Source organism: Bacillus sp. FSL R5-0560 (assembly GCF_037966305.1).
In the GTDB taxonomy this organism is placed as follows: Bacteria; Bacillota; Bacilli; order Bacillales; family Bacillaceae; genus Bacillus; species Bacillus mojavensis.
Genome location: NZ_CP150195.1, coordinates 3,702,958 through 3,727,914, shown reverse-complemented (window position 1 = coordinate 3,727,914; position 24,957 = coordinate 3,702,958). Strand labels below are relative to the sequence as shown.

Below are 24,957 nucleotides of genomic sequence, written 5' to 3'. Positions count from 1 at the left end.
CAGGCACAGATTCATGATGGACAATGGGCAATGTGAAATGGAATGCCGACCCTTTTCCCTCTTCTGATTCAACCCAAATGTCCCCGTTTTGGAGCTGGACCAGCTGTTTGACAATACTGAGGCCAAGACCGGCTCCGTCGTCTTTATTCATTTCTGCTTGCTGAAAAGACTCAAAGATGGTTTGGCGATCGGCTTCGGAAATGCCGCTTCCGGTATCCGTAACTGTCACCTTGATCATGTTATCGTTCAGTTTTGAAGCAGAAAGTGTGATTTGGCCCTCCGCTGTATACTTGATTGCATTGTCTACTAAATTGGTTAATATTTGGCGGAAGCGGTTTTCATCTGCGAACACTAAAGGAAGGTCTTCTGGAATATGATTCATCATATTTAAGTTTTTATGTCTCGATAAGAGATTATAGAAATTCATTTCCGAACAAACTAAAGCATAAATATCAACAGGCACCGGGTGAATCTGAAGCATGCCTTGCTTTATTTTTTCTAAATCCAGGATGTCATTCACCAGATTGGACAGCCTGTAGCCCATGCGGATAACAAGCTGCATGTTTTCTTTCTCTTCTTCTATCGTTCTTTTTCCTTTGCCGGCCAGCAACGTTTGGCATATATTAATAATGCTGTTCAGCGGAGTTTTAAATTCATGCGATGTCTTCGCTATAAACTCATCCTTCAGCCGGTCAACCCTGAGTAATTTCCACGACAGCACTTCATTTTCGCGGAATGCACCGGCAAATTGCTGTGCCATGAGAAGAACAATCGCCAGCAACGCAATGACTGTCGGCAATGAATAGATCGAATTAAAAGAAAAAGCCGTTTTTCCTGTGTAAGCGGAGATGGTCGTTAAAATGACAAAAGCACTCATTGATATAGAAGCGATTGTCAGATACAGGCTTCCTTCCATTTTGCGGATCGTTGCGATCGTAAAAATATATGTGATATAAACCAGGGTCGAAACGGCTAGCACGGAATGTAGTATGTATGAGGAGTGGCCGATAAACCCAACGGTTAAAAAATCTATGATCAAGACCAGCCCGCAAGAAACAGTGGCTATGAGCATAAAACGTTTTGACACAATCTCTCTGTAAGCAAAATAGAGATAGAGAAAAACCGCTATACTGACAAACACAGTTGAGATTGCCCTCATTGAATTTAACAATGAAAATGAAATGGACGGAAAGAGGAGGAATATAATCCGCTCTTTTCCGATCATCAGAATAATGAATGAAAACAGAAGGCACATAACAGAAAAAAACAGCAAATGTTTATCCTTTTTTCTTTGCAGGTAAAAGCCCAGAAAATATAATCCGGTAATGAAAAATGCTGTAATCATGACCGTATCATTAAGAAAGGAAATTTTGTTTTCACGCACTATTTGGTCCTGAGTTCCAAAGGTAATCGGCTTTGCGATTCCCCACCCCGGCGTTTTTCCGAAGTTCGAAAACTGTACGACAAGTTCATTATCACCCTTGTGAAGCGGGAAAAAGCTCGTATACGGTCTGTTTTGTGCTGTAAAATCAGGTTTATTTGAGGGGCTGCCGCTTTGGCCTATGACTTGTCCATTAAAATAGCTGCGATTTGCACTGTAAATAAACGACGTGCTGATCCCGAAAACCTGATTGTCTAGCTTTGATTTGATCGTCAGCTTGTACGTTCCGTAATCCACGTTGATACCTTGCTTGGCCAGCTTCACATTACTGGGGACATCAACGAAGAGGGGATCTTTTCCTTTTGCTGAAGCAATCTCTTTTGGCGATAAAATCTGATTTGGATATAATGTCCACTTTCCGTTCAGCTGTACATTCCCATCCTTCTGAAAATCCCAGTTCTCCAAGTTCATGACCCCATGCTTTGCTTCAGGAAGTGTTGATCCAAAAAGATGATCAATCGCTATAAAAACCATAAACAAAGCGGCATAACCGAAAATAATCGAAATGAAAATAAATTTTTCTTTCATAACAATGCTCCTTTTTAATAGGTTCATTCTACATTCCTATTTTTTATAAATATTGTAAATGTAAACTTTCAAAAGCTACAATAGAAAGAAAAAGAATCCAATTAAAGGGGCTATTTGGCATGATATAATAGAAGATATTTACTAATATCTCGATTTTACATATAGGGTGGGATGTGTTTTTGAACGCGTTAATTGTTGATGATGAGCATCTGGCATTGCTTCATTTTAAGAATATGCTTGAACGGACAAACGCCTTTCAATCTATTACGGCATTTCAAGATCCGATTGAAGCTCTGGAGCATGCGGCGATTCTTGCTATAGATACGGTGTTTCTTGATATTGAAATGCCCGGAATTAATGGCATTGAGCTTGCTGAAGCGATTCAAGCGCAGAATGAAAACGTCCAAGTCGTTTTTATCACGGCTTATAATGAGTTTGCTATCAAAGCGTTTGAGCTGAATGCCATTGATTATTTGCTGAAGCCTGTCATTTATAAGCGGCTTGAGACAACAGTTGAACGTATCAGAACGAATAACAAGCTCAGGGCCCCTGCAGAAAATACCGAGGCGCATTATTTCATTCAATGTTTTGGAAGCCTGCAGTTTTATCAAACCTTAAATAGTGTCAAGACAAACATACCGGTCAAATGGAGAACGTCCAAGGCGCGTGAAATCTATGCTTTTTTACTTCAAAATCAAGGACGTGTCGTCAGTAAAGACCTGTTAATCGACCTTTTTTGGCCCAACTATGATGTTTCAAAAGCAAGCACCCAGCTTTACTCAACCATTTACCAAATACGGAAATTAATCGGCCAGGTTCCTTTCGGCCAATCAATCGAGAAAACCGAAACAGGGTATATTCTTCGTTTTTCAGGAGTAAAAATTGATGTTGTTGAATGGGAAAGGTCACTAAAAGAGGCTCCGCCGCTTAATACATCTACCTTACACCAGCACATGGATATGTTAATGTCATACGAAAACCATTACTTTATGGAGTACGGCTACTTGTGGGCAGAACCGGAAAAAACGCGTCTTGCCCAACTGTGGATCGGCAAGGCATATGAATTGATTGATTTTTTCATGCATGAAATGAACTACAGTCAAGCGATGGACATTTGTCTGCAGGTTGAGAAAATTGAACCTTTCGATCACAAAATTATGCAATACAAAATGCAGATATTTAACAAAAACGGGAAGGTAGAAGATGCGATAAAGGAATATCAGCGCTACAAACAAATGAAAGATCAGATTAATTAAAGAAGCAGAAAACTTATCCAAACCAGTGAGTGTCGATTGCCTTTCGATGCACACTGGTTTTTTTGTACATGTCACCTAAAGGGAAGGCCCTCGCCATATGTCTGAAACTTCGAATCTCCAATTATATCCATTTCACTTGAATCATACATGATTTTTTGTTGTACAGAAATTGTATAGTTCCATTTCATACAATGTAGTTTGGTTCGGATGGCAAATCTTAGTTTTAAAACTCATTCGGCATTAGTAGTTTAATTGTGGGGGATGGAACGTGGTTTTATGGTCTCGTGTATCAATCGGCAAGTGAAAAATAGATATGAAAGGGAGGAATGAAAAGTTGAGAACGAGGAGTTTTCCCTTAGGGCTGAAAAAAAGCGGGCGGATCGTTATGATCATAAGCCTTGCCATCTTTTTCTTCTTCAGTCAGATCGCCAGCTATACTCTTACCGCACAGGCTGTGGATGTAACGTCAAGTGACAGCCAATTCTTCGATTCGGTGACTGTCAAGGACGGCAAGAACCAGATTGTAGACGGATCAAAAGGAAACGAACCGGCATTAACGCCGGGGGATGAAGTGACACTGACATATGAATGGTCATTGAAAAAAGATGTAGAAACAGATAGTGAACAGGATATCAATGTGGAGATCCCTAAAAACTTTACATTTGATAAAGGTGCAGAAGGTGAAATCAAATCTGCTGATCAGGTCATCGGCAGCTATCAAGTGCCGGCGGGCAGCAGCACCATGACGGTAAAATTAACAACTGGATTCGCGGATTCTCCGAATGCCAAGGGGACCATTACACTGTCAGCCGCGTTTGCTGCAGATGCAAAAGACGATGAACATACAGTAGCAGCCCTTTTTCAACTAGGGGGAGGCAAAACCCAGCAGGTGATTATTCCTGTTAAGAAAGATGAATCACCAGATGCCGAGGAGGAAGAGCCAAAAAACGACCCTTCTGATACTGATGGTGATCAGAAAGAGACAGATGACAAATCTGCACCTCCAGTCAGCAAGGATCAAAAAGAGGAAGAACAGCAACCGTCAGCCGACTCTAAGAGCGGTGATTCCTCAAAGGATAAAGATTCAAATAAAGTGTCATCCTCAAGTCAATCAGCTTTCAGAAGTTTGCAAACTGAAGAAAAACAAATCACGCAAAATCTTTTAACCGGCGTGACATTGACGGACGAAAACGGAAAGCCATATGACAAGGGCAATCGTGCCGATACGAATTCTCCGGTGAAAATTTCAATTGATTGGGCCATTCCTGACGATTTGGGAAAAACAATCAATGCCGGCGATAAATATGAATTTGATTTACCTAAAGAATTTATTATGCATAATGACATTGTGAACCTGCCGTTAAGCGCCGGAGACACCACATACGGGACATTTTCTATTGATACGAACGGACATGTGGTGATGACATTTAACGGCGAGGTAAAAGAAAGTTCTAATGTCAAAGGCACATTGGTTATCAATACGCAGTTCAATGAGAAAAAAATAACGGGTTCGACAACACAGAAGATTCCATTCCCTGTGAATTCTGATACTCCTGAAACAACAGTTTATTTTAAACCAAATGTGAGTAAAACCATTGATAAATCAGGTGCACTGGATAAAGGCATCAACCCCGGTAAAGTAACATGGACGGTCGATGTCAATAAAAAGTTGGATCAAGTCAAGAATGCCAAACTCACGGAAAGCCTTCCAGAGGGTTTAACCTACCGTTCAGTTAAAGTATATGAACTCAATGTGAACATTGATGGTTCTGTCAGCAAAGGAAATGAAGTTTCTTCCGGCTACAGCGTTGATTCAAAAGGAAATGTCACATTTGATGGGACAATTGATTCAGCCTACCGCCTTGTGTACGAAACCGACATTGACAATAGTGCAAAGCCGAGTGAAGGCGGAAATATATCGCTGACGAACAAGGCGGCATTCAGCGGAGACAATCTGGAACCAATTTCTGCAGAAGCCACTGTTGCGGCCAAATATGGAAAAATGATCGCGAAATCATCGACCGGATATGATGGAGAATCTCAAACATTCAGCTGGGCTCTTTCATACAACTATGGTGAGAAACAGATCGACCAATCCAAGGCCAGCATTAAGGATTCTTTTGGAACTGGCGATTTGCACCTCGTAAAAGATTCCTTGAAGGTTATTCCTATTACCTTTGGACAGAATGGCAGCGAGCAAGCGGGCACGCCTTTAAAGGAAGGCGAGGATTACACGCTGATCGATAATGGAAGCGGATTTGAAATCAAATTTAATAAAACCGTTACCAGCGCTTACAAAATCACATATCAAACAAAGGTCAACAGCGGAGTGATCATTGATAAATCGACAACATACACCAATAGCGTGGTGACCGGAACAGGGGATTCTAAAGAAGCTTCTGGAATAGCCATTCAGCAGAACCTCATTAAAGGGTATTCAAACGTTGATTATGAGAAGAAGACGGTTGATTGGACGATTACAATTAATAAAAACAAATATGAGATGAACAATTGGACGTTGGATGACCAATTCGAAAGCGGCGGATTGGTTCTGATTGATGAATCGTTCAAGATTCAAGACACAACGAACAACAAAACGTTGCAGAAAGACAAAGACTACACATTGACAAAAAAACCCGACAATAAAGGCTTTACTTTGGCATTGATCGGGGATTACAAAAAAACAGACAGTCAGTTTAAGATCACTTACACAACAACATTCAATGCTGATTATTCTAACGAAAGCGTCAAGAATACAGCACATTCAACATGGACTGATCAATACGGCAATGACCGCACAAATAAGGTATCAAGCGGTTTTACACCGAATCATCAGACTTCAAATAATGGTTTCAAAAACGGTTCATATAACGCAGTTTCAAAGGAAATCACTTGGAAAGTCGGCATCAATTATAATGGCGAACCGACAAAAAATCCTTATATAAAAGATGCCATAATAGATCCTCAGCAATTTGTGCCGGGTTCCGTTGTGGTAAAGAGCTATACGATCAATAAAAACGGCTCCATCACAGAAGGAGATGTCCTTGATCCTTCCAAGTATGAGGTCGAAGAGCCTTCAGAAAAAAATGAACGCACTCTGACAGTACACCTTAAAACGAGCGATTCTGTGCCATACCTGATTGAGTTTAAGACATCGCTCAAAGGAAAGGTCATTGACCAGAATCAGTACACAAACAAGGCAACATACCATAATGACGGGTATGCAGACCGCACGTTGACGGGTTCTGTTTCGGTTGTGAACGGAGGAAACCTGGTTTTCAAAGGCGGCAAACAAAATGGAAACTACATCGATTGGAATATCAACGTCAACTCTAGCCAATCAACGCTGGATGACGTGAAAGTTACTGACACGCCAGATGATAATCAAATACTAGATGCAGCGTCTTTTAAAGTATATCAAGCAAAATATGATGAAAACGGAGTGGTCAAAGACAGCAGCGGAAATCTGACCGCAGGCGATGTCGAGCTTCAAAAAGACAAAGACTACACGGTAGACATCAAAACCGACAATACAACAGGTGAACAATCGTTTGTCCTGCAATTCATAGGCAGCTATAAGCAAATTGACCGTGCCTATGTGATCAAATACCGGTCTCTGATTAATATAGCCGGCACGAACGGCCATGTTAAGAATAAGGTGTCCATTTCTGGAACAAATGTGAAAGAGCAGACTCAGGAAAACAGCAGCTCGATCTTAGTTGCCATTTCAAGCGGAGACGGTTCCGGATCAGGAGAAAAAGGAAGCCTGACGATTTTAAAGACAGGAGAGGACGATAAAGCTCTTGGAGGAGCAGAGTTTCAGTTATGGTCTGAAGACGCCAAGCAGCTCCTGCGCAACGGCACAACAGGTACCGATGGTAAGCTTACATTCGGAAATATTCGCTACGGCTCTTACGTATTAAAAGAAGTAAAAGCGCCTGACGGATATACCATCAGCGATGCTTATGCAAAAGGAGTCTCTGTTAAGATAGACAGCAACTCATCCAAGACAGGAACGCTGTACAAAGTCGTAAATCAACAGAACAAGGTGACGCTTATCAAAAAAGACGAACAAAAAAATCCTTTAGCTGGTGCTGTTTTCAAGCTGGAGAAAAAAGCGGGCAACGGCACCTATACTTTGATAGAAACGGATATCAAAAGCGACAAAAACGGAAAAATCGAAATGAATGGTTTGCCGGCGGGCTATTACCGACTCACCGAAACGAAAGCTCCTGCCGGGTTTATCGTGAATACAAAAGCGATTCATTTCTCAATCGCAAAGAATGATAAGAATCAGGTGTCTGACGTAGAATTAGGAGAAATGGTCAATTATCAAGGAAGGGCCTATTTAACGAAGGAAGATGCCGCAGGCCAGAAACTCGAAGGAGCGGTCTTCAAGATTATCGATGACGAAGGAAATACGGTTCAAGAAGAGCTGACGTCGGATAAAGACGGAAAAGTAGAGGCTTCAGGCCTTGCGCCGGGACGCTACGCCTTTGTCGAAACAAAAGCGCCTAAGGGATACGTATTAAACACCGAGAAACAAGAGTTTACCATCTCCGAATCAGCAGAAGGGAAGCCGGAGTCAGCTGATGCCGGAGCAGCCGTTAACTATAAAGGTTCTGTGCAGCTGGTGAAGGAAAATGCCAAAGGGCAGAAACTTGAAGGGGCTGTTTTCAAGATTGTCGATGACGAAGGAAATACGGTTCAAGAAGAGTTGACCTCAGATAAGGATGGAAAGGTCACAGCTTCAGGCCTTGCTCCTGGACGCTACGCTTTTGTCGAAACGAAAGCGCCTGAGGGTTATGTATTAAACTCCGAGAAACAGGAGTTTACCATCTCTGAATCAGTAGAAGGAAAGCCGGAATTAACTGATGCCGGGATAGCTGTTAACGATAAAGGCTCCGTTCAGCTGGTGAAGGAAAATGCTGAAGGGCAGAAACTTGAAGGGGCCGTCTTCAAGATTGTCGATGACAAAGGAAATACGGTTCAAGAAGAGCTGACCTCGGATAAAGATGGAAAGATCACAGCTTCAGGTCTCGTACCTGGACGCTACGCCTTTGTCGAAACGAAAGCGCCTGAAGGATATGTGCTGAACACTGAGAGAAAAGAGTTCACCATCTCCGAATCAGCAGAAGGAAAGCCAAAGTCAGCTGATGCCGGGATAGCCATTAACTATAAAGGCTCCGTTCAGTTAACGAAAGTAGACCAAGATGAAAAAGGAGTAGCCGGTGCCATTTTCAAAATCGTTGACAACAATGGAAACACAGTAAGAGATGACCTTGTCTCAAAAGAAGGCGGCAACATTGAGGTTGACGGTTTGGCTCCGGGAAGCTATCAATTTGTTGAAAAACAGGCGCCAGACGGATATCTCCTATCCGAAAGCCCGGTGCCGTTCACCATTAAGGCTGAACATGACGGCCAACCAGAACAAGTTGAAGTAACAGCTGTCAACATCGAGAACCATGTCGTTCTTACAAAAGTGGATCAACATGATAAAGAGAAAGTTCTTCAAGGAGCGGAGTTCAATCTGACTGATGCCAACGGCAAAGTTTTGAAATCCGGTCTCATCACGGATGACAAAGGACAGATTACCGTACACGGTCTCAAAGCGGGAGAATATCAGTTTATCGAAACAAAAGCACCTGCGAATTACAGTTTGAATAAAACGCCAATATCGTTCAAGATCACCAATACTGAAACAAAGCCAGTCGAAATCACCGCGGAGAACATACTGACACCAGGCGACGTGAAACTGACAAAAGTGGATCAAGATGATAAAAAAGCCGTTTTGGAGGGTGCTGAATTCAAGTTATTGGACGCGAGCGGCAAGCCTGTAAAAACTGACGGCTACGGCAAAGATCTACCTAAATTGTGGAAAACAAATCAAAATGGACATTTCACTATCAAAGGCCTTGCGCCGGGACGCTACCAGCTTATCGAAACAAAGGCGCCCGATGGCTATAAACTGGATGAAACACCAATCGATTTCACAATTGAAAAAGGACAGTCAAAACCTGTTGAGATTGTTGCTTCTAATCAGAAATTAAAAACGCCAACGCCGAGCAATGATACACCGGATAAACATGTGAAGGGAGATGGACAGCATCCAAAAACCGATGGCACAGATGGTCATGTAAAAACAGACAATTCACATCCAAAAGCCGATGATCCAGCTGGCCATACCAAAACAGACAATTCCCTTCCAAAAACCGGTGATACAGACAGTACGGTGCCGGTTATGATCGGCATTCTGCTGCTCTTAGCAGGCGGAGCTATGGCTCATGTCTCTAGAAAGAGACAAAGAAAGGCTTAAATGTGATGGCACCTGATCATTGAAGATTTGATCAGGTGCTTTTTTAAAACAGATCATACCCCATAGCATGACGCAAAAGAAAGGGATGTACAGTATGTATAAAAAGATAATCATAGCGGTGTTAATTCTTTCCGGCCTGCTGCTTATCTTTTCTCCTTTCATAAAAGGAAGTCTCATCGCCTACCTTAGCAAAAACCAGTATGAGTCGGAATTGACTACGAAGCAGCTGCAAGAAAATCATGAAAAAGAAGCAGAATTTGATTTCAATTCCATTCAGCCGCCCACGCTAAAGGAAGCTATAAATGCGGGCTTCGATCGGGAACCGAAGGCCATAATCGGCCGGATCACCATTGAAAGTGTGGATCTGGAGCTCCCCATATTAAAAGGAACCACCAATGAAAACCTGTTGATCGGAGCGGCTACAATGCGCCCGGATCAGAAAATGGGCGAGGGAAACTATCCATTGGCAGGCCATCACCTGAAGCGGAAGAGCCTTTTATTCGGACCTCTGGCTAATATAAAAAAAGGCGCCAAAATTGTCATCACAGATTTCAAAAACGATTATATGTACTCTGTGACATCAATAAAAAATATTTCTGAAATAGATGCAGATGTGATTCAGGATACAAAAGAAAAGGAAATCACATTAATCACATGCGACAAAGCTGTGGAAACCGAAGGACGTCTCGCAGTGAAAGGGAAATTGATTGAGATTGTCGGTCATACAAATGACAGATCGAGTAGCGGAATGTGAGAATGTGTGTAGACCATTTATTTTTCATTTGATTATAGGAGAATGAAAAAGCCTGCCTTGTGATAAAAGGCAGGCTTTATTCTAATACAGAATATATTTGTTTAATATGTCCATTGTCATGCTTTTCGCTTCTGTGCCGGTACCATCAATGTTCGTCACGAAACTATACACTCCGTTTTCGGTTTTGACAAAGCCTGCATACCAGCCGATGCCTGAACCTGAACCGGTTTTTCCATAAAGGGTATAATGATCTTCATCCTCCTGAATCATCATCCGCTTCACCGTTTTCATTACGCTTTTATCAAATGGCAGTTTTTCTTTGTATAAGGCTTCCATAAAGTCAGTCTGTTCCAGAGGAGAAATCTTAAGCGTGCTGCTTAGCCAAAATTGGTCAATGCCGCCGCTGATATCTTGATTGCCATAAGCTATTTTATCAATCCATTCCTTCATTCGATCTTCTCCGATGTCTCGTGCCATCGCTTGATAATACCAAACAACAGAGTATCTCATGGCAGATCCGAGCGTGTGATCCTGATTCCAGATATCGAGCTCACGTTTCACACCGTCCCAGTATTTGATGTCATATTCATCTTTAACGGCGCCTGTTTGTAATCCAATGAGCGCGTTTGGGACTTTAAAAGTGGATTGCGGCGCAAATCTTTGTTTCGCGCGTTGATTGTCATAGATGAATGTTTTTTCGTTTTTTAGATCACGTAAAATAAATGTTCCGTTGTGATCGGTGAAGAATTCATCGACATTCATCTTCCTTAGATTGGGCCTCTTCTCGGCAGCATCAGCTTCTCTAGGTGTTTGCAAACTCGATGTTAGAAGGACAGCCGCGCCGATAAGTGATAATAAAACCGTTTGAATTTTACGCTTACTCATACCTATCACCTCAGCACATGTAAAATAAGAGAGGGGATGATTTCCACTCTCTTTTATATCTTCTGTTTAAACGCCTCGATCAGCTTCGCTCCTGTATAGCCCTCTTTCACAAGAGATTCCAGAATGGTTTCAGTGCCTTGCTGTTTTCTTGTCACCATTTGTCCGTAAATTAAAACCGAAATGCTTTCTTCGAGTTCAGCAATGTTCTTCACAGCTGCAGTCAGCTGGGCGGGGCGGTTGCTTTTTTTCGTAATCGTCACAAATACTTTGACCTCAGCTTGCTTTTTTTGAAGCTGGTCAAAAAAAGACATGTGCTCCTTCGGAACAAGCGCTTCAATCAGCCAGTGATTTTCGCCGTCTTCTTTATTGATAATCAGTCCGTCAATAAGGGGAAACTGTTCAATTGATTTTTCTTCCTTGTCCACTCGTTCCACGTTCAGATCAACCAGTTTAAAGGTTTTCATTTTATCTCACCCCATTTACTTACAAAGAATTCTTAAAATGAATTATAACACATATTCATTTTTCCGTGAAAACGCTGTAATGCTGGGGGCAATTTATTTTGTTTGGTACAACATTTAATAATTTCTATTTTTTCATTATACTGTAACTGACTATGGATTACGGAGAGGTGTGTATGAATCGATTTCATTTAAAGGAAATTTATATTGACGGCACTCGGGCGGATCAGCCTTTGGTTCCAACGAGCGAAGTTTATATGTTAAGCCGTAAAGATATTTTTGAGGTTCATCTCTATAGGAAAGAGAGGATGATTTTTTTATACGAAACTTACGATGGGATGGAACAGTACAAAATCCAGCTGTCGCTGCCGGAAAAGAAGCTCAGCTTTCAGTGGTTTGCATGGGACGGCTCTTCTTATGTCTGTATGAATACGCAGCATTGGCTGACATCTAAATTGTTTTTCCGGTTTTTAAAAAATACATATTTCTTTAGAGGGAAAAAACATAAGCTGTTTTTAGCTGAGGGAAAAATGAAAACGAAAGATAAAAACAGAGGCTGATATTCAATTTTAGGCGTTTTTCTTTTCTCGATGCATCGTCTACAATACGTGTAACCGCAAGGAGAGGAGGAATCGCAATGTTCAATCAGGTCATGCTTGTCGGACGTTTAACAAAAGACCCTGAGCTTCGATACACTTCCGCAGGCGCGGCAGTCACACACATTACGATCGCGGTTAACCGCAGCTTCAAAAATGCTTCGGGGGATATTGAAGCGGATTACGTCAATTGCACGCTTTGGAGAAAAACGGCCGAAAACACGGCGTTATATTGCCAAAAAGGATCTCTCGTCGGCCTAAGCGGAAGAATTCAGACAAGGAGCTATGAAAATGCGGAAGGTGTCAAAGTATATGTAACTGAAGTGATGGCTGACACTGTTCGTTTTATGGATCCTAAACCTCGGGAAAAAGCTGCCGATTGACATACCCCTGCTCCTCCCGCTTTATATTCCATTCACGATTACTTATCTTCGCATCACCCCCTCTGAATTGACCAGTCGACCAGACTGGTTTTTTCTTTCTGTTTGCTCTAGGAAAAATTGGTTCTTACGATGCATTTTTACTTAATTTCACTTAAAAATATTGATTGTTCATATATAAAAACTTATAATCACTTAAAGATAACGACATATAAAAAGGAATGAGGGCGTGTACCAAGAAGAAAGATTAGTAGCGATTGTGGATTATCTAAAAGAGCATAACCGCATTACAACGGAGCAGATCTGTACGCTCCTTCAGGTGTCCAGAGATACAGCAAGGCGGGATCTTGTGAAGCTGGAGGAACAGAATGCCATTATCCGCACAAGAGGCGGCGCCATTCTGCCGTCTGTGCATCAGAAAATCCAAGGGTATTCCGGCCGGCTGAAAACAGTGTCCGAGGAAAAAAATAAGATTGGCCAACTCGCAGCATCGCTGATCCAAAATGGCGACCGGGTTATTTTAGATGCGTCTACAACCGTTCAGGCGTGCGCTAAACACCTAAATGCAGATGACTGCACGGTTATCACCAACTCCATTAATCTAGCGGAAGTGCTCTCAGACAAAGGTGGTATTGAGATCTATCTTCTCGGAGGCAAGCTTGAAAAGGAGCACCGTTTTTTGTACGGCGCCTCTGTGATTGAAAAGCTTTCAAGCTATCACGTCGATAAAGCGCTGATCGGTGTTGTCGGCATTTCTGAACACGGCATTACGATCGCGCATGAAGAAGATGGGCTAGTGAAGCGAAAAATGATTCAGCAGGCGAAGCAGGTGATCGCCCTTGCGGATTATTCAAAGCTGGGGAGCACCGGTTTTTATCAGTACGCTGAGCTGAGTGAAATTGATCTCTTAATCACAGACCGGCTGCCTGATCAGGCGTTTTGCGACTTGCTTGATCTTAATGGCGTCGAACTTCTCGTGACAGAGCAAGATGAAAGAAAGGGCTGATCAACGTGAAATTGATTGCGATTGACTTAGACGGAACCTTGCTGAACAGCAAACATCAAGTAAGCACAGAAAATGAAAATGCTCTGCGGCAGGCACAGCAGGACGGGATTGAGGTTGTTGTATCAACGGGACGCGCTTATTTTGATGTCGTGTCCATTTTTCAACCGCTCGGGATCAAAACGTGGGTCATCAGTGCGAACGGCGCCGTCATTCACGACCCTGACGGCAGGCTTTTTCATTCGGAAACAATCGATAAAAAACGTGCGTATGACATTCTCTCATGGCTCGAGTCAGAAAACTATTATTACGAGGTTTTTACAGACTCAGCCATTTACACGCCGCAAAACGGCAGGCAGCTCCTTGACGTTGAGCTTGACCGGGTCAAAAGTGCGAATCCAGAGGCTGATCTTTCTGTTCTGATACAGGCAGCCGAGGTGCAATACAGTCAATCGGGCTTCGCTTATATCAACACGTTTCAAGAGCTCTTTGAGGAGGATAAACAGATTGATTTTTACAACATTCTTGGTTTTTCTTTCTTCAAAGAAAAGCTGGAGGCCGGCTGGCAGAGATACCAGCATGATAAAGATCTGACACTTGTCAGCTCTGCTGATCATAACTTTGAGTTATCCTCCAAAAAGGCATCCAAGGGGCAGGCGCTGGAAAGACTGGCAAAGCGGCTTAACATCCCAATGAATGAAACAGCAGCCGTGGGCGACAGCTTAAATGACAAATCCATGCTGGAAGCTGCCGGAAAAGGTGTAGCGATGGGCAATGCGCGGGAGGACATCAAAGCGATAGCCGGCGCTGTAACCCTGACCAATGATGAACACGGCGTTGCCCATATGATTCGGCATTTGCTGTAAGGTTTATTTTTCGAAAAAAAGTGCATCCTGAACATAACCGGCGTAACGGATTCTGTGAAGTTCGGCGTGACGGCTATGAACGGAAAAAAGCTGGCTCTTTTTAGGAGCCAGCTTTTTTGTGGTTATTGTGCCTGCGCTGAGGCGCTTAATGTGAATAATTCTTCGAGCTCATCTGTGGACAGCTCGGTAATCCAGTTTTCGCTTTGGATAATTTTGTCATTCAGTGTTTGCTTTGTTTCAAGCATCATATCAATTTTTTCTTCAATTGTTCCTGTTGTAATCATTTTATGAACATGGACAAATCGCTCCTGCCCGATGCGGTATGCCCGGTCAGTGGCCTGGTTTTCAACAGCCGGATTCCACCATCTGTCATAATGAATGACGTGATTGGCGGCTGTCAGATTAAGCCCGGTTCCGCCCGCTTTCAGCGATAGAATCAGTGTCGGGTATTCTTTCTTTTGAAATTTCTCAACGAGTGTATCGCGGTCTTGCTTAGAAAGACTCCCGTTCAAAAACTGCACAGGTTCGCCGAAGGTTTTTTCAAGCAATCGCTTCATCATGTTCCCCATTTGAATATATTGCGTAAAAATGAGACAGCTTTCGTTTTGGGCGCGGATCGCAGTCATCAGCTCAAGCAATTTTTCAAGCTTGACTGATCTTCCGGCCAGCAGCTCGGTTTGGTCTTCCTTCAAATAAAGCGCGGGATGATCGCATATTTGTTTAAGCCGTCCGAGCATGCTGAGGATCAGTGCTTTTCGCTGCATGCCTGTCAGTGACGTCATATGTTCAAAAGTGTCTTTCACCAGCTGCTCATAGAGAGACGCCTGTTCGGCTGACAGCGGAATAAACTCTTTTTGCTCCAGCTTGTCGGGAAGGTTTAATGCGACGTCCTCATCCCGTTTTGTCCGCCGCAGCAAAAACGGCCGGATTAATTGCTGAAGCTGTCCGATTCTCTTTTCGTCCCGGTCCTTTTCGATCGGCAATACATAGCGTTTATGGAAACCAGTCAGACTGCCGAGATAGCCTTTATTCATGAAGTCGAAAATCGACCATAGCTCAGTCAAACGGTTTTCCATCGGTGTTCCGCTCAGCGCAATATGGTGAATGCCCTTCAGCTTTCTGATTGCGCGTGATTGCTTCGTGTGCGCGTTTTTAATATTTTGTGCTTCGTCAAGGCAAATTGTGCTCCATGTCACGGTAGAAAGCTCTTCAGAATCGGCATGCGACAGTCCGTAGGAGGTTAATACAACATCCGCGTTATCATAATAGCCGGTGAAGTCTTCTCCCTTCGGACGGCGAGGGCCGTAATGGAGAGCGACCGACAGATTGGGCGCAAAGGTTTGAAGCTCCCGCTGCCAGTTGCCGAGGACGGATGTTGGCGCGATGATCAGATTCGGCGTGTTTTGCCGTCCGCTTTCCTTCACATGAAGAAAATAGGCGATCATCTGAATGGTTTTCCCAAGTCCCATGTCATCGGCCAGACAGGCGCCAAAACCGCTTTGCCGCAGAAACAGCAGCCAATTCATGCCGTATTTCTGATACGGACGGAGCGTGCCTTGAAAGGAGGGGCTGACCTCATGCTCCGGCAGATTTTCCGCAGTTGTCAGCTTTCGAATCAGTGATCTGAGCTGTTTTGACAGGTCGAATTGAATACCGGCAAAAGCGGATGTATCCATGAGGTCTGAATCCTCAAGCCCGCCTTCCCGCTGATCCATCAGCTCGCGTGCCAGAATATCAGACATATGGAGCCCTTCTGATTCCGCTTTCTCCATCAGCCGTTTCATCTGTTTGATAAACTGAGGATCTATTTTCACCCATTGCCCGCGAATATTGACAAGGCGCCTGTTGCTCGCGACAAGCTCGTTAAATTCATCCTCTGTCAGCTCAATGCCGTTTGTCGCAAACCGCCAGTTAAAATCAAGCAGCGCATTCATGCCGACAAATGACTCGCCGCGCGGGGCGGAAGATACCTTTGCTTTAAGCATCATGCTGCTGTCTCTGACAATCTGCCACCAGGATGGCAGAAGAATTTCAACGCCCATATCAACAAGCGTCTCACTTGCCTCAGACAGGAAAATCCAGGCTTCTTCCTCTGAAATCAGCGTCGTGCCGGAATCAAATGACAGCCACGGAACCGTTCTATGAAAGCGGTCCTGCTCCCGTGCGATTTTATCGCTGTAGGCCTGCCACGATTTTTTGAGGCTCTTCAGCCCATCAAAAAATACAACCGCGCCGCTCTTTTTATCGCGTAAAAACATTTCGATTTTCCAATCATCGCCGTCAAAGTCTGGTTCGTTCAAGCGGAGGCCGACCGTAAACGGGGTTTGATCGTCAACCCAGCCGATGCCTTCGAGAAAATCCTCTTCATCCAGAAAATGTCCGCGAAATGTTGTGACCGCAGGTGATTTCTCTTTGATATTTTCCCATTTCTCACGCAGTTCGTCGTCATATTGAATATAATCCTGCACCGCGGCTGAAAACCATTCCGCAGTAAAGCCATCCAGTATGCTGTCCCGATCCTTCCAGCGAAAAACACCGTTTGTCCATGCTTCGTAGTCAGGCAGGAAATCGCCGTCCGCGATAAATTCGTAAATGGTGGACGCTGCCTCAATCAGCGGTTCCGTTTCTTCTGTGAGCTGCACGGAGCTGAATGAGTTGAACGAGTTCTTGCCGAGAAGCTCTACAGTCATCCATGGAGAAAGCAAAACCGCGGTTGTCCCGATGAAGCTGACATCCTCAAGGAAGGTTCCGTAAAATGAGGATTCGTGCCATTGAAACAAATGCTTTTTCATGTGACTGTAGGGAAGGGGCTGCTCATTCTCATCAAAGGCTGAGAGCGTGAATGACCCGTCTTCCATTTGTTCGACGTGAATAAGTATTTCTTTAAGACTCGCCATCAATCAACTTTCCTTTCTGCAGTTCTTCTTGAAGGGCGCGCAGGCGCTTGTAATGTGAGCTCAGCTGCTGAATATAGCGTTCCCATACCTTCAGTTTTTTCGCTTTTTTGTAGAGCGTCCGCAGTTTTTTCAAATACCGGGCCGCTTCCTTGTAAGAGCTGCGGTTTTTCTGGTCGATGAAAAAGGCCACTTCTCTGTGGTAAGCGGGTATAAGGGCCTCGGGATCGCTCGCCGCAATTTCTTTGAGCATCGTTTTATCTATTTCATAGATGGAAAAGCCAACAAGACTGTGGATTTCAATCCACTCGGCATAACGCTTTTTCTCATACAAATGATGGCTGTATTCTGTGAAAGTATACGGCAGACAGCCTGCTGCATAGCGTTCAAACAGTGCTTGGTCATTGGTTTGCTTCACATACGCGTTCAGCAGAAGGAACAGCTCGCCAATTACATCGCGAATTTCTTTGAACGGCTTATCCAGCTTCGTATAACCAATCGCAATCGATTCAATACGGAGGTACCATGCCTTGAGCCGTTTCCAATCCTTTTTCGCGGTGATTTCACTCAGCCATTGGAACGTATACGGCAGCGCTTCCGGAGGGAATTGGTCGGTTTCTGCAAAAATCGCATCATCATGTTTCTGCAAAAATTCCATATGCAGACGCCCGAATTGCAATTCAGGAGAAAACCGCCGCCCAGCTTCTTTTTGCAGGATATCTTGCTCACGCGCCACCCATTTCGGCCGCGGCAACAGCGCGCTCCAAATTTCACCGAAAATGCGGATGCGTTCATATTGAAAAATATCCTCCTTCAATAAGAGATTCCGAATGACATCCGGCGTTTTCTCCAGAAAAGGATCGAGTGCAAACGACAGTGCGTACGTCTTTAATTTATCAATTGAGCTATAGATCGTATCCATCAGCTGTTCAACATAAGGATTGAGGGAATAAAAATCGCGCTCGGGGTCCAGTTTTCCTTCTTCAATCAATGTAAACATGCGAAGCCACACCGCGATCGCTGAATGAATCTGATATAGACTTTTCAGCTCCGGCTTGATCGGGGCATGCTTTTTCAAAGCAGACAGATAGCCGTAATAGAGGCCCTGCATATTTTGGCTGCCTTCAGGCGTGCGTGCCTGCCAAAGAGAAAACTCTGAATCGAAAAAAGCAAGCCAGCTTGAAAGCGACTCTTCATTAGGCAGCACCTTCTCTTGGAATTGTCGCCGGACGAGCTCTTTGCTTTCTTCAAGCTTTTCCCTCTCCAGCCAGTGCTCTGTAAAAGTTCCCACTCGTTCAAACATTGCATATACATATAAAAAAACAGCCAGCTTATGGCGGCAGATTCTCCCAGACGGACATGAACAGCCGCTTTTGGCTATGACAAATAAGTTCAATGTGACCCGCACAGGCACAACATCCTGCACGTAAGCCGTAACTTCCGTCGGACTCACTGCTTGTAAACGATAGACTGAATCCTGCCGATATAAAATAAGGGCTTTTTTGATCAGCTGAACAGTTTCCTCGCTGTAAAGAAGAAGCTCTTTTAATTGTTCAGCCGATGCCAGCACATCGTCTTTAGAAATCATATTCTGAAGCATGATTATCGCTCCTAACCGAGTCACGTAATAAAAAGATCCAATTTCTCTATTATATCGCAACACAACGGCATGAAAAAGTTTTTCCTAAAATAGGACATAAAAAATGGGATGTGTCGAATGATGTATTAGAGATTGCAAAACGAGAGCCGGCATCATATAATAATCGTGTTTTCAACTTAATGGAAGCTGAAAGGAATAAAATGATGAGTGAAAAGAAATTGAATCAAGAAGAATTTCTGAAAATTTTGATGCATGCACATGATATTGGTGAGCAGTCATCCGAGATGACCACTAAGGAAATGCTTGAAAATTTGATTTCTCATATTAAAAATGGATATGCAACATAAAAATCCCGCTGGTTTTTGGCGGGGTTTTTTTCTGATTTATGACCGGAAGGAGAAAAAGATTCAGCTCTGGCAAGACAATAAATAGAGCGCTTACATGAGAGAGGCTGAAAACTGATTTTGTAAATTTTTGTCGAATATTGTCACGTGAAAAGATGGAGAAATGCTGTTTTAACGTTGTATAATCGTATGGAAAAGGATGTTTAAGCTGATTTGGAGGTATCATGGGAGAATCTATTAGTTTAAAAGACATATTATCAACGTTAAGAAAACGCATACTTTTGATTATGATTGTAACCGCAGCTGCGACTGCTGCCGGCGGATTCATCAGTTTCTTCGCACTTACACCCATCTATGAAAAGTCAACTCAGATCTTGGTCAATCAATCGAAAAACGACCAAAAAGAAGTCCAATTTAACGATGTCCAAACCAATCTTCAATTAATCAATACGTATAACGTCATCATTAAGAGCCCTGCTATTTTAGACGAAGTGATTAAAGAGATGGGCTTGTCGATGACTTCACAAGAACTGAATGAAAAAATTACTGTTTCCAGTGAGCAGGATTCCCAAGTGGTCAATATTTCTGTCAGAGACGGGAGCGCGGAAACAGCGGCTCACATTGCCAACACTGTCGCATCTGTCTTTAAAGACAAAATCACTTCGATTATGAATGTTGACAACGTAAGCATTCTGTCAAAAGCTGAGGTTTCTGACCATCCGTCGCCTGTATCGCCAAAACCGCTGCTGAACATCGCCATTGCGTTTGCGGCAGGATTGGCAGGAAGCATCGGACTGGCCTTCCTGCTTGAGCATTTAGATAATACGATCAAATCGGAAGAGCAGCTCGAAACATTGCTGGACATACCGGTATTAGGAACGGTTTCCACCATTGCCAATGAACAGAAAACAGAAAAGAGCTTAAAAGGCATTCAATCTGATAAAGCGGGGAGTGGACATTTTGGCGCTTAGAAAAAGCAAGGGCTCATGGAGTCGCAAAAATGTCATTGCGCTGACAGAGCCGAAATCCTTGAATTCAGAACAATATCGAACGATTCGAACAAATATAGAATTTTCTTCAGTGGATCGCCAAATGAAATCAGTAATGATCACCTCGGCATGCCCTGGAGAAGGAAAGTCTACCACAGCTGCTAACCTTGCTGTCGTATTTGCACAGCAGGGAAAAAAGGTTTTGCTCATCGATGCAGATTTGCGAAAACCTACAGTACATACCACCTTTCAACTAGAAAATATGACAGGCTTAACATCCGTTTTACTGAAAAAATACTCACTGAAGCATGCTGTGCAAACGTCTAAGGAACAAAACCTTGATGTGCTGACGAGCGGCCCGATCCCGCCGAATCCGGCCGAGCTGCTTTCCTCCAAGTGGATGGAAGAGCTTTCGGAGGAAGCGTGTGCGGCCTATGATATGGTGATTTTCGATACGCCGCCTATTCTCCCTGTAGCAGACGCGCAAATTTTAGGGAACGTTGCAGACGGTTCCGTTTTGGTTGTTTCAAGCGGGAAGACGGAAAAAGAAAAAGCCGCAAAAGCAAAAGAGGCGCTCGATTCGTGCAACAGCAAGCTCCTCGGAGCCATTATGAACGGCAAGAAGCGCTCGAAGCACTCTGATTACGGCTACTACGGAAGGGAAGACAATTTCATACAAAAATAAATAACGTGCATGCTGCCCGTTATTTATTTTTGCGAAAAAAGGAGGCTTAGAAATGATTGATATTCACTGCCACATCCTCCCGTCAATGGATGACGGGGCGAGGAGCCTGGCAGACAGCATCGAAATGGCCAGGGCGGCTGTTCGTGAAGGAATCAGAACCATCATTGCAACCCCGCATCATAAGAATGGTTCATATGAAAACGAGCAAACCGCTGTCAGAGAAGCGGCAGACCTGTTAAACAAACGTTTAATGAAAGAGGAGATCCCGCTCACCGTACTGCCGGGACAGGAAATCAGAATTTACGGGGACTTGAAACGGGAATTGGCTGAGGGCCGGCTGCTGTCACTGAATGACACGAAATATATCTTGATTGAGTTTCCGTTTGATCATGTACCGCGATATGCCGAGCAGCTTTTTTATGATTTGCAGCTGAAAGGATACATTCCGGTTATCGCGCATCCCGAACGCAATAGCGAGATCCGCGAAAATCCGTCCTTGCTGTATCATCTTATAGAAAAAGGAGCGGCATCTCAGTTGACAACCGGAAGCCTCGCAGGAGTTTTCGGGAAACAGATGAAAGCATTTTCGCTGCGGCTGGCTGAAGCCAATCTGATACATTTCTTAGCTTCAGATGCTCATAATCTGAAAACAAGAGATTTTCGCTATCAGGAGGCACTCCGTGTTCTTGAGAAAGAATTCGGTACGGAATATTCTTATATGCTCACAGAAAACGCTGAGCTTCTACTGCAAAATCAAGCGATTTACAGGCAGGCACCGCAGCCGGTCAAAAGAAAAAAACGATTCGGGCTCTTTTGATCTGCAATTCTCATTTCCCCACTTTCTTTGTGAGAACGATATAATAGTATATTGTATGATTGAATCATATTTCAGAAATCTGTACAGGTTGATTCCGGGAGATCATCCGCATTCATGTCAGGAAGTTCTCATACGATAATACGGAAGCTGTAAAGCAGCAATTTAACTGTTGGAGGGAAACCATGAATATAACAGTCATCGGAACAGGCTATGTCGGTCTTGTGACAGGTGTTTCTCTTTCTGAGATTGGCCATCATGTAACTTGCATTGATATTAACGCTCAAAAGATTGAAGAAATGAGAAAAGGGATTTCCCCCATATTTGAACCGGGTCTTGAAGAGCTGATGAGAAAAAATATAGCTGATGGGCGGCTGAGCTTTGAAACGAGCTACGAGAAAGGCTTAGACCAGGCAGAGATTATTTTTATAGCGGTCGGCACACCGCAAAAGAACGACGGGCATGCGAACCTGGAGCATATTACAGATGTGGCCAAGCGTATTGCCCGGCACGTGACGCGAGATACGATCGTCGTAACAAAAAGCACAGTGCCTGTCGGAACAAATGATTGGATTTACGAGCTGATTACCAAACATCTTGCGGAGCCTGTCAGCATATCGATCGCATCCAATCCGGAATTTTTACGTGAAGGGTCAGCCATCCATGACACGTTTCATGGAGACAGGATTGTGATCGGAACAGCCGATCAGGACACCGCCAGAATGCTTGAAGAGCTCTTTCTTCCGCTTGATATCCCGATTTACCAAACGGATATCAGAAGCGCCGAGATGATCAAATATGCCTCAAATGCCTTTCTGGCTACTAAAATCAGTTTTATAAATGAAATTTCGAATATATGTGAAAAGGTCGGCGCTGATATTGAATCTGTCGCATACGGCATGGGACAGGATAAGCGGATCGGGAGCCAGTTTTTAAAAGCGGGCATTGGCTACGGCGGTTCTTGTTTCCCAAAGGACACAAACGCCCTTGTGCAAATTGCGGGCAATGTCGAGCATGATTTTGAGCTGCTGAAATCGGTCATCAAGGTCAACAACAATCAGCAGGCGATGCTGGTTGATAAAGCGCTGAACAGGCTTGGCGGAGTGACGGGAAAAACGATCACCCTTTTAGGGCTGTCATTTAAACCGAACACGGACGATATGAGAGACGCGCCGTCGATTGTCATTGCTAACCGCCTCGCCGCACTAGACGCCCATATCAAAGCCTTCGATCCCATTGCCGTCAGCCATGCGAAGCATATATTGCCGCAGGCTGTTGAATACAAAAAAACGATGGCGGAAGCCGTTAAGGGATCAGACGCCGTCATGATTTTAACGGACTGGGATGAGATTAAACAATTTCCATTAGCAGATTATCAAGATTTGATGGAGCAGCCGCTGATTTTCGACGGCCGAAATTGCTATTCATTAGAAGAGGCTGCTGCCGCCGGAGTGGAATACTACTCTGTAGGCCGGAAAGCGGTTGTTCCGGCAGGTGCAATGTCATAGATGTAAAGGAAAGACTGGCGGGATGCCGGTCTTTTTTTGTATCCATCTTTTATTGTATACGATGGATATATTCGCTAAGGTTTACCTATTGTTTGAAACTAGAGGGTGCTGCCTACAGATTTTCAGTTTGAGCAATACGCGAGCATAGGGACAGTTGAATTCTTTGATTCATTCGGTTGGAATACGCGTATAAAGAACATCCCATCATGCTTTTACAAATTGATTCAGACGATGATATTGATTTGTTGTAGGGAGACGTCGGCATCGCAAATTTTTTCATCACACCTGATGATTTAAGGGGAAAAGACTTTTCAAACGTTCTGTACAATTGGGACTGCAGCTCATACAAGCTTTTGATCCAAAGGGTCACCCCTGCTGCCAATAGGGTCAGAAGCGGAAATGAAATAAGCCACACAACAAAATCAGGCGTTGCCGAGTCAATGCTGAACATAAATATGACCAATAAGCAGAGCACTGTAAGAGGCATTGACCAAAGGCCGTGTTTTCTAAACAATAAAGTGCCTGCCATTCCAAATACAAAGAAGGACAGAAAAGGAAAAACCACGAAAAATAACATCATCGGACTGAAAAAACTCATTGTCATCCCTCCGTTTCACCTCTTAATCTTTACAAGATTTTACCATATAAGAAAATGAGCAGATCATCAAATCTGCCTCTTTCAAGTGTCTTTTTGACTAAGACTTTAGAATTTCTAACCATATAAAACGCTCGTATTGACCTTATAACGAACAAAAAAGAGACTTTAGACCTTCGTATTCAGAGCATTTTAAGCCTAAATTAAGCCATTTACCCTATTTAAGCCGCCTTCCGGCTATTTTAAAATATAATATATGGAAATAAAGTATGGAAAAGTCTATCTTCATCAGCCCCTCCATACGACTTTTTGAGTATTAAGAGGTGATACAGATGGGTTATGAAAGTATGCTAGCGGATATCAAAAGTTCGCTCAACGGAAAAATTTCCGACGTGGAAGACAAGATCGAAAAGCTGAAAAAAGCAAAAAAGGACATAGACACACTGCAAGAAGAGGCAATCACTGAAATAAAAGAAATTGTGAAACCGGAATTAGGCAAGCATTGGACGGGAACAAAAGCTGATGATTTCGACAAGGGAAGAGAAGAGGCGAAATCGGAAGCTTCTAAGATTGTGAATGATAAATATAACGAGTATATGGCTTCGATTCAAAGCAAAATATTCTGGCTTGAGACAGAGAAATTTGAGCTGAATTTGACAAAAAGTGCAGCGAATGCCGCAGGCGACCTTCTTGCTAAAGGAGAAGATTTCGTAGAAGAAGCAGGAAGACAAATTAGTAAACTAAAATGGTGGTGATCTTTTTTTATGTCAGAAATTAAGCTGAAGTACGACACAGTCATCAAAACATTAGAGTCTGTCAAAGATGCGCTTGCTGACGTATCAATCGGCGCCGCAGGATCCAACGGAAAAAACAGCCTCGATTATACGAAGAAATATCATGAGCGTGAGGAGAACATCAAAACCATGCTCGGAGACTACAAAAAAGCGGTACAGAAAAATATCGAGGATACGAAGGATAATGTTGATTCACTGAAAGAGCAGGATGAGGCGATCGCAGTAAAATAGAAGAGAAAGGGCAGTGC

The 24,957-nt window shown here is 43.5% G+C and carries 18 protein-coding genes and 2 pseudogenes; 15 read left to right on the top strand and 5 right to left on the bottom strand.

Annotated features, from left to right (window positions below; all coding sequences use genetic code 11):
- Window positions 1-34 precede the first annotated feature (34 nt).
- Window positions 35-1,345 (bottom strand): annotated as a pseudogene (locus tag NST56_RS19465) (ATP-binding protein); the annotation flags it as partial.
- A gap of 803 nt (window positions 1,346-2,148) precedes the next feature.
- On the opposite strand from NST56_RS19465, the gene NST56_RS19460 reads away from it, so the two are divergent.
- The 3 genes from NST56_RS19460 to NST56_RS19450 all read left to right on the top strand — a co-directional run bounded on the left by NST56_RS19460 (window position 2,149) and on the right by NST56_RS19450 (window position 10,295).
- On the top strand, window positions 2,149-3,225 hold the full coding sequence (locus tag NST56_RS19460; protein WP_339178582.1) for a response regulator: 1,077 nt from the start codon (window positions 2,149-2,151) through the stop codon (window positions 3,223-3,225).
- 334 nt (window positions 3,226-3,559) lie between these two features.
- Window positions 3,560-9,541, top strand: a complete 5,982-nt coding sequence (locus tag NST56_RS19455; RefSeq protein ID WP_339178579.1) for a SpaA isopeptide-forming pilin-related protein — start codon at window positions 3,560-3,562, stop codon at window positions 9,539-9,541.
- A gap of 94 nt (window positions 9,542-9,635) precedes the next feature.
- A complete protein-coding gene (locus NST56_RS19450; RefSeq protein ID WP_339178576.1) occupies window positions 9,636-10,295 on the top strand; it encodes a class A sortase in 660 nt (219 codons plus the stop codon).
- Between the two features lie 81 nt (window positions 10,296-10,376).
- Here the strand turns inward: NST56_RS19450 and blaOXA are convergent, their stop codons facing one another.
- Window positions 10,377-11,180 carry a class D beta-lactamase gene (blaOXA, locus tag NST56_RS19445; RefSeq protein WP_326218507.1) on the bottom strand — a complete coding sequence of 268 codons (804 nt, stop codon included), beginning with the start codon at window positions 11,178-11,180 and terminating at the stop codon, window positions 10,377-10,379.
- A gap of 53 nt (window positions 11,181-11,233) precedes the next feature.
- Window positions 11,234-11,644: a YwpF-like family protein gene (locus NST56_RS19440; protein ID WP_010332168.1), complete on the bottom strand. Its 411-nt coding sequence runs from the start codon at window positions 11,642-11,644 to the stop codon at window positions 11,234-11,236.
- A 173-nt stretch (window positions 11,645-11,817) separates the two neighbouring features.
- On the opposite strand from NST56_RS19440, the gene NST56_RS19435 reads away from it, so the two are divergent.
- From NST56_RS19435 to NST56_RS19420, 4 genes are all read left to right on the top strand, one after another.
- A complete protein-coding gene (locus NST56_RS19435; RefSeq protein WP_010332167.1) occupies window positions 11,818-12,201 on the top strand; it encodes a hypothetical protein in 384 nt (127 codons plus the stop codon).
- 77 nt (window positions 12,202-12,278) lie between these two features.
- The gene (ssbB, locus tag NST56_RS19430) at window positions 12,279-12,620 is read left to right on the top strand and encodes a single-stranded DNA-binding protein SsbB (RefSeq protein WP_010332166.1); all 342 of its coding nucleotides are present in this window, start codon (window positions 12,279-12,281) and stop codon (window positions 12,618-12,620) included.
- A gap of 226 nt (window positions 12,621-12,846) precedes the next feature.
- Complete coding sequence (locus NST56_RS19425; protein ID WP_339178570.1) at window positions 12,847-13,623, top strand: DeoR/GlpR family DNA-binding transcription regulator; 777 nt, start codon at window positions 12,847-12,849, stop codon at window positions 13,621-13,623.
- A gap of 5 nt (window positions 13,624-13,628) precedes the next feature.
- Window positions 13,629-14,486: a Cof-type HAD-IIB family hydrolase gene (locus NST56_RS19420; protein ID WP_326191553.1), complete on the top strand. Its 858-nt coding sequence runs from the start codon at window positions 13,629-13,631 to the stop codon at window positions 14,484-14,486.
- A 122-nt stretch (window positions 14,487-14,608) separates the two neighbouring features.
- On the opposite strand, the gene NST56_RS19415 is transcribed toward NST56_RS19420, so the two are convergent.
- The gene (locus tag NST56_RS19415; RefSeq protein ID WP_339178564.1) at window positions 14,609-17,383 is read right to left on the bottom strand and encodes a DEAD/DEAH box helicase; all 2,775 of its coding nucleotides are present in this window, start codon (window positions 17,381-17,383) and stop codon (window positions 14,609-14,611) included.
- Window positions 17,370-18,980 (bottom strand): SWIM zinc finger family protein, encoded by a 1,611-nt coding sequence (locus tag NST56_RS19410; RefSeq protein WP_339178561.1) that lies wholly within the window; start codon window positions 18,978-18,980, stop codon window positions 17,370-17,372. Before NST56_RS19410 ends, NST56_RS19415 begins: the two co-directional genes overlap by 14 nt.
- 203 nt (window positions 18,981-19,183) lie before the next feature.
- Here NST56_RS19410 and NST56_RS19405 point away from each other — a divergent pair, with 203 nt between their 5' ends.
- From NST56_RS19405 to NST56_RS19370, 8 genes and pseudogenes are all read left to right on the top strand, one after another.
- Complete coding sequence (locus NST56_RS19405; protein WP_010332161.1) at window positions 19,184-19,327, top strand: hypothetical protein; 144 nt, start codon at window positions 19,184-19,186, stop codon at window positions 19,325-19,327.
- Between the two features lie 221 nt (window positions 19,328-19,548).
- Window positions 19,549-20,295 (top strand): YveK family protein, encoded by a 747-nt coding sequence (locus tag NST56_RS19400; RefSeq protein ID WP_010332160.1) that lies wholly within the window; start codon window positions 19,549-19,551, stop codon window positions 20,293-20,295.
- Window positions 20,285-20,998, top strand: coding sequence for a CpsD/CapB family tyrosine-protein kinase (locus NST56_RS19395; protein ID WP_010332159.1), 714 nt, complete (start codon window positions 20,285-20,287; stop codon window positions 20,996-20,998). Before NST56_RS19400 ends, NST56_RS19395 begins: the two co-directional genes overlap by 11 nt.
- A 52-nt stretch (window positions 20,999-21,050) precedes the next feature.
- Window positions 21,051-21,815, top strand: a complete 765-nt coding sequence (locus tag NST56_RS19390; RefSeq protein WP_010332158.1) for a tyrosine-protein phosphatase — start codon at window positions 21,051-21,053, stop codon at window positions 21,813-21,815.
- Between the two features lie 182 nt (window positions 21,816-21,997).
- A complete protein-coding gene (locus NST56_RS19385) occupies window positions 21,998-23,320 on the top strand; it encodes a UDP-glucose/GDP-mannose dehydrogenase family protein (protein WP_339178557.1) in 1,323 nt (440 codons plus the stop codon).
- 105 nt (window positions 23,321-23,425) lie between these two features.
- Window positions 23,426-23,661, top strand: a pseudogene (locus NST56_RS19380) (DUF1963 domain-containing protein); the annotation flags it as partial.
- 586 nt (window positions 23,662-24,247) lie between these two features.
- On the top strand, window positions 24,248-24,670 hold the full coding sequence (locus tag NST56_RS19375) for a DUF5082 family protein (protein ID WP_010332155.1): 423 nt from the start codon (window positions 24,248-24,250) through the stop codon (window positions 24,668-24,670).
- Window positions 24,671-24,679: 9 nt separating this feature from the next.
- Window positions 24,680-24,940, top strand: coding sequence for a YwqI/YxiC family protein (locus NST56_RS19370; RefSeq protein WP_010332154.1), 261 nt, complete (start codon window positions 24,680-24,682; stop codon window positions 24,938-24,940).
- The last annotated feature ends 17 nt before the right edge of the window (window positions 24,941-24,957 follow it).

Bases quoted from the DNA above. Each gene is read 5' to 3' on its own strand.
- NST56_RS19450 (WP_339178576.1), top strand. From the start codon at position 9,636: ATGTATAAAAAGATAATCATAGCGGTGTTAATTCTTTCCGGCCTGCTG.
- NST56_RS19435 (WP_010332167.1), top strand. From the start codon at position 11,818: ATGAATCGATTTCATTTAAAGGAAATTTATATTGACGGCACTCGGGCG.
- NST56_RS19385 (WP_339178557.1), top strand. From the start codon at position 21,998: ATGAATATAACAGTCATCGGAACAGGCTATGTCGGTCTTGTGACAGGT.
- ssbB (WP_010332166.1), top strand. From the start codon at position 12,279: ATGTTCAATCAGGTCATGCTTGTCGGACGTTTAACAAAAGACCCTGAG.
- NST56_RS19415 (WP_339178564.1), bottom strand. From the start codon at position 17,383: ATGGCGAGTCTTAAAGAAATACTTATTCACGTCGAACAAATGGAAGAC.
- NST56_RS19370 (WP_010332154.1), top strand. From the start codon at position 24,680: ATGTCAGAAATTAAGCTGAAGTACGACACAGTCATCAAAACATTAGAG.
- NST56_RS19410 (WP_339178561.1), bottom strand. From the start codon at position 18,980: ATGCTTCAGAATATGATTTCTAAAGACGATGTGCTGGCATCGGCTGAA.
- NST56_RS19390 (WP_010332158.1), top strand. From the start codon at position 21,051: ATGATTGATATTCACTGCCACATCCTCCCGTCAATGGATGACGGGGCG.
- NST56_RS19400 (WP_010332160.1), top strand. From the start codon at position 19,549: ATGGGAGAATCTATTAGTTTAAAAGACATATTATCAACGTTAAGAAAA.
- NST56_RS19440 (WP_010332168.1), bottom strand. From the start codon at position 11,644: ATGAAAACCTTTAAACTGGTTGATCTGAACGTGGAACGAGTGGACAAG.
- NST56_RS19375 (WP_010332155.1), top strand. From the start codon at position 24,248: ATGGGTTATGAAAGTATGCTAGCGGATATCAAAAGTTCGCTCAACGGA.
- NST56_RS19405 (WP_010332161.1), top strand. From the start codon at position 19,184: ATGAGTGAAAAGAAATTGAATCAAGAAGAATTTCTGAAAATTTTGATG.
- blaOXA (WP_326218507.1), bottom strand. From the start codon at position 11,180: ATGAGTAAGCGTAAAATTCAAACGGTTTTATTATCACTTATCGGCGCG.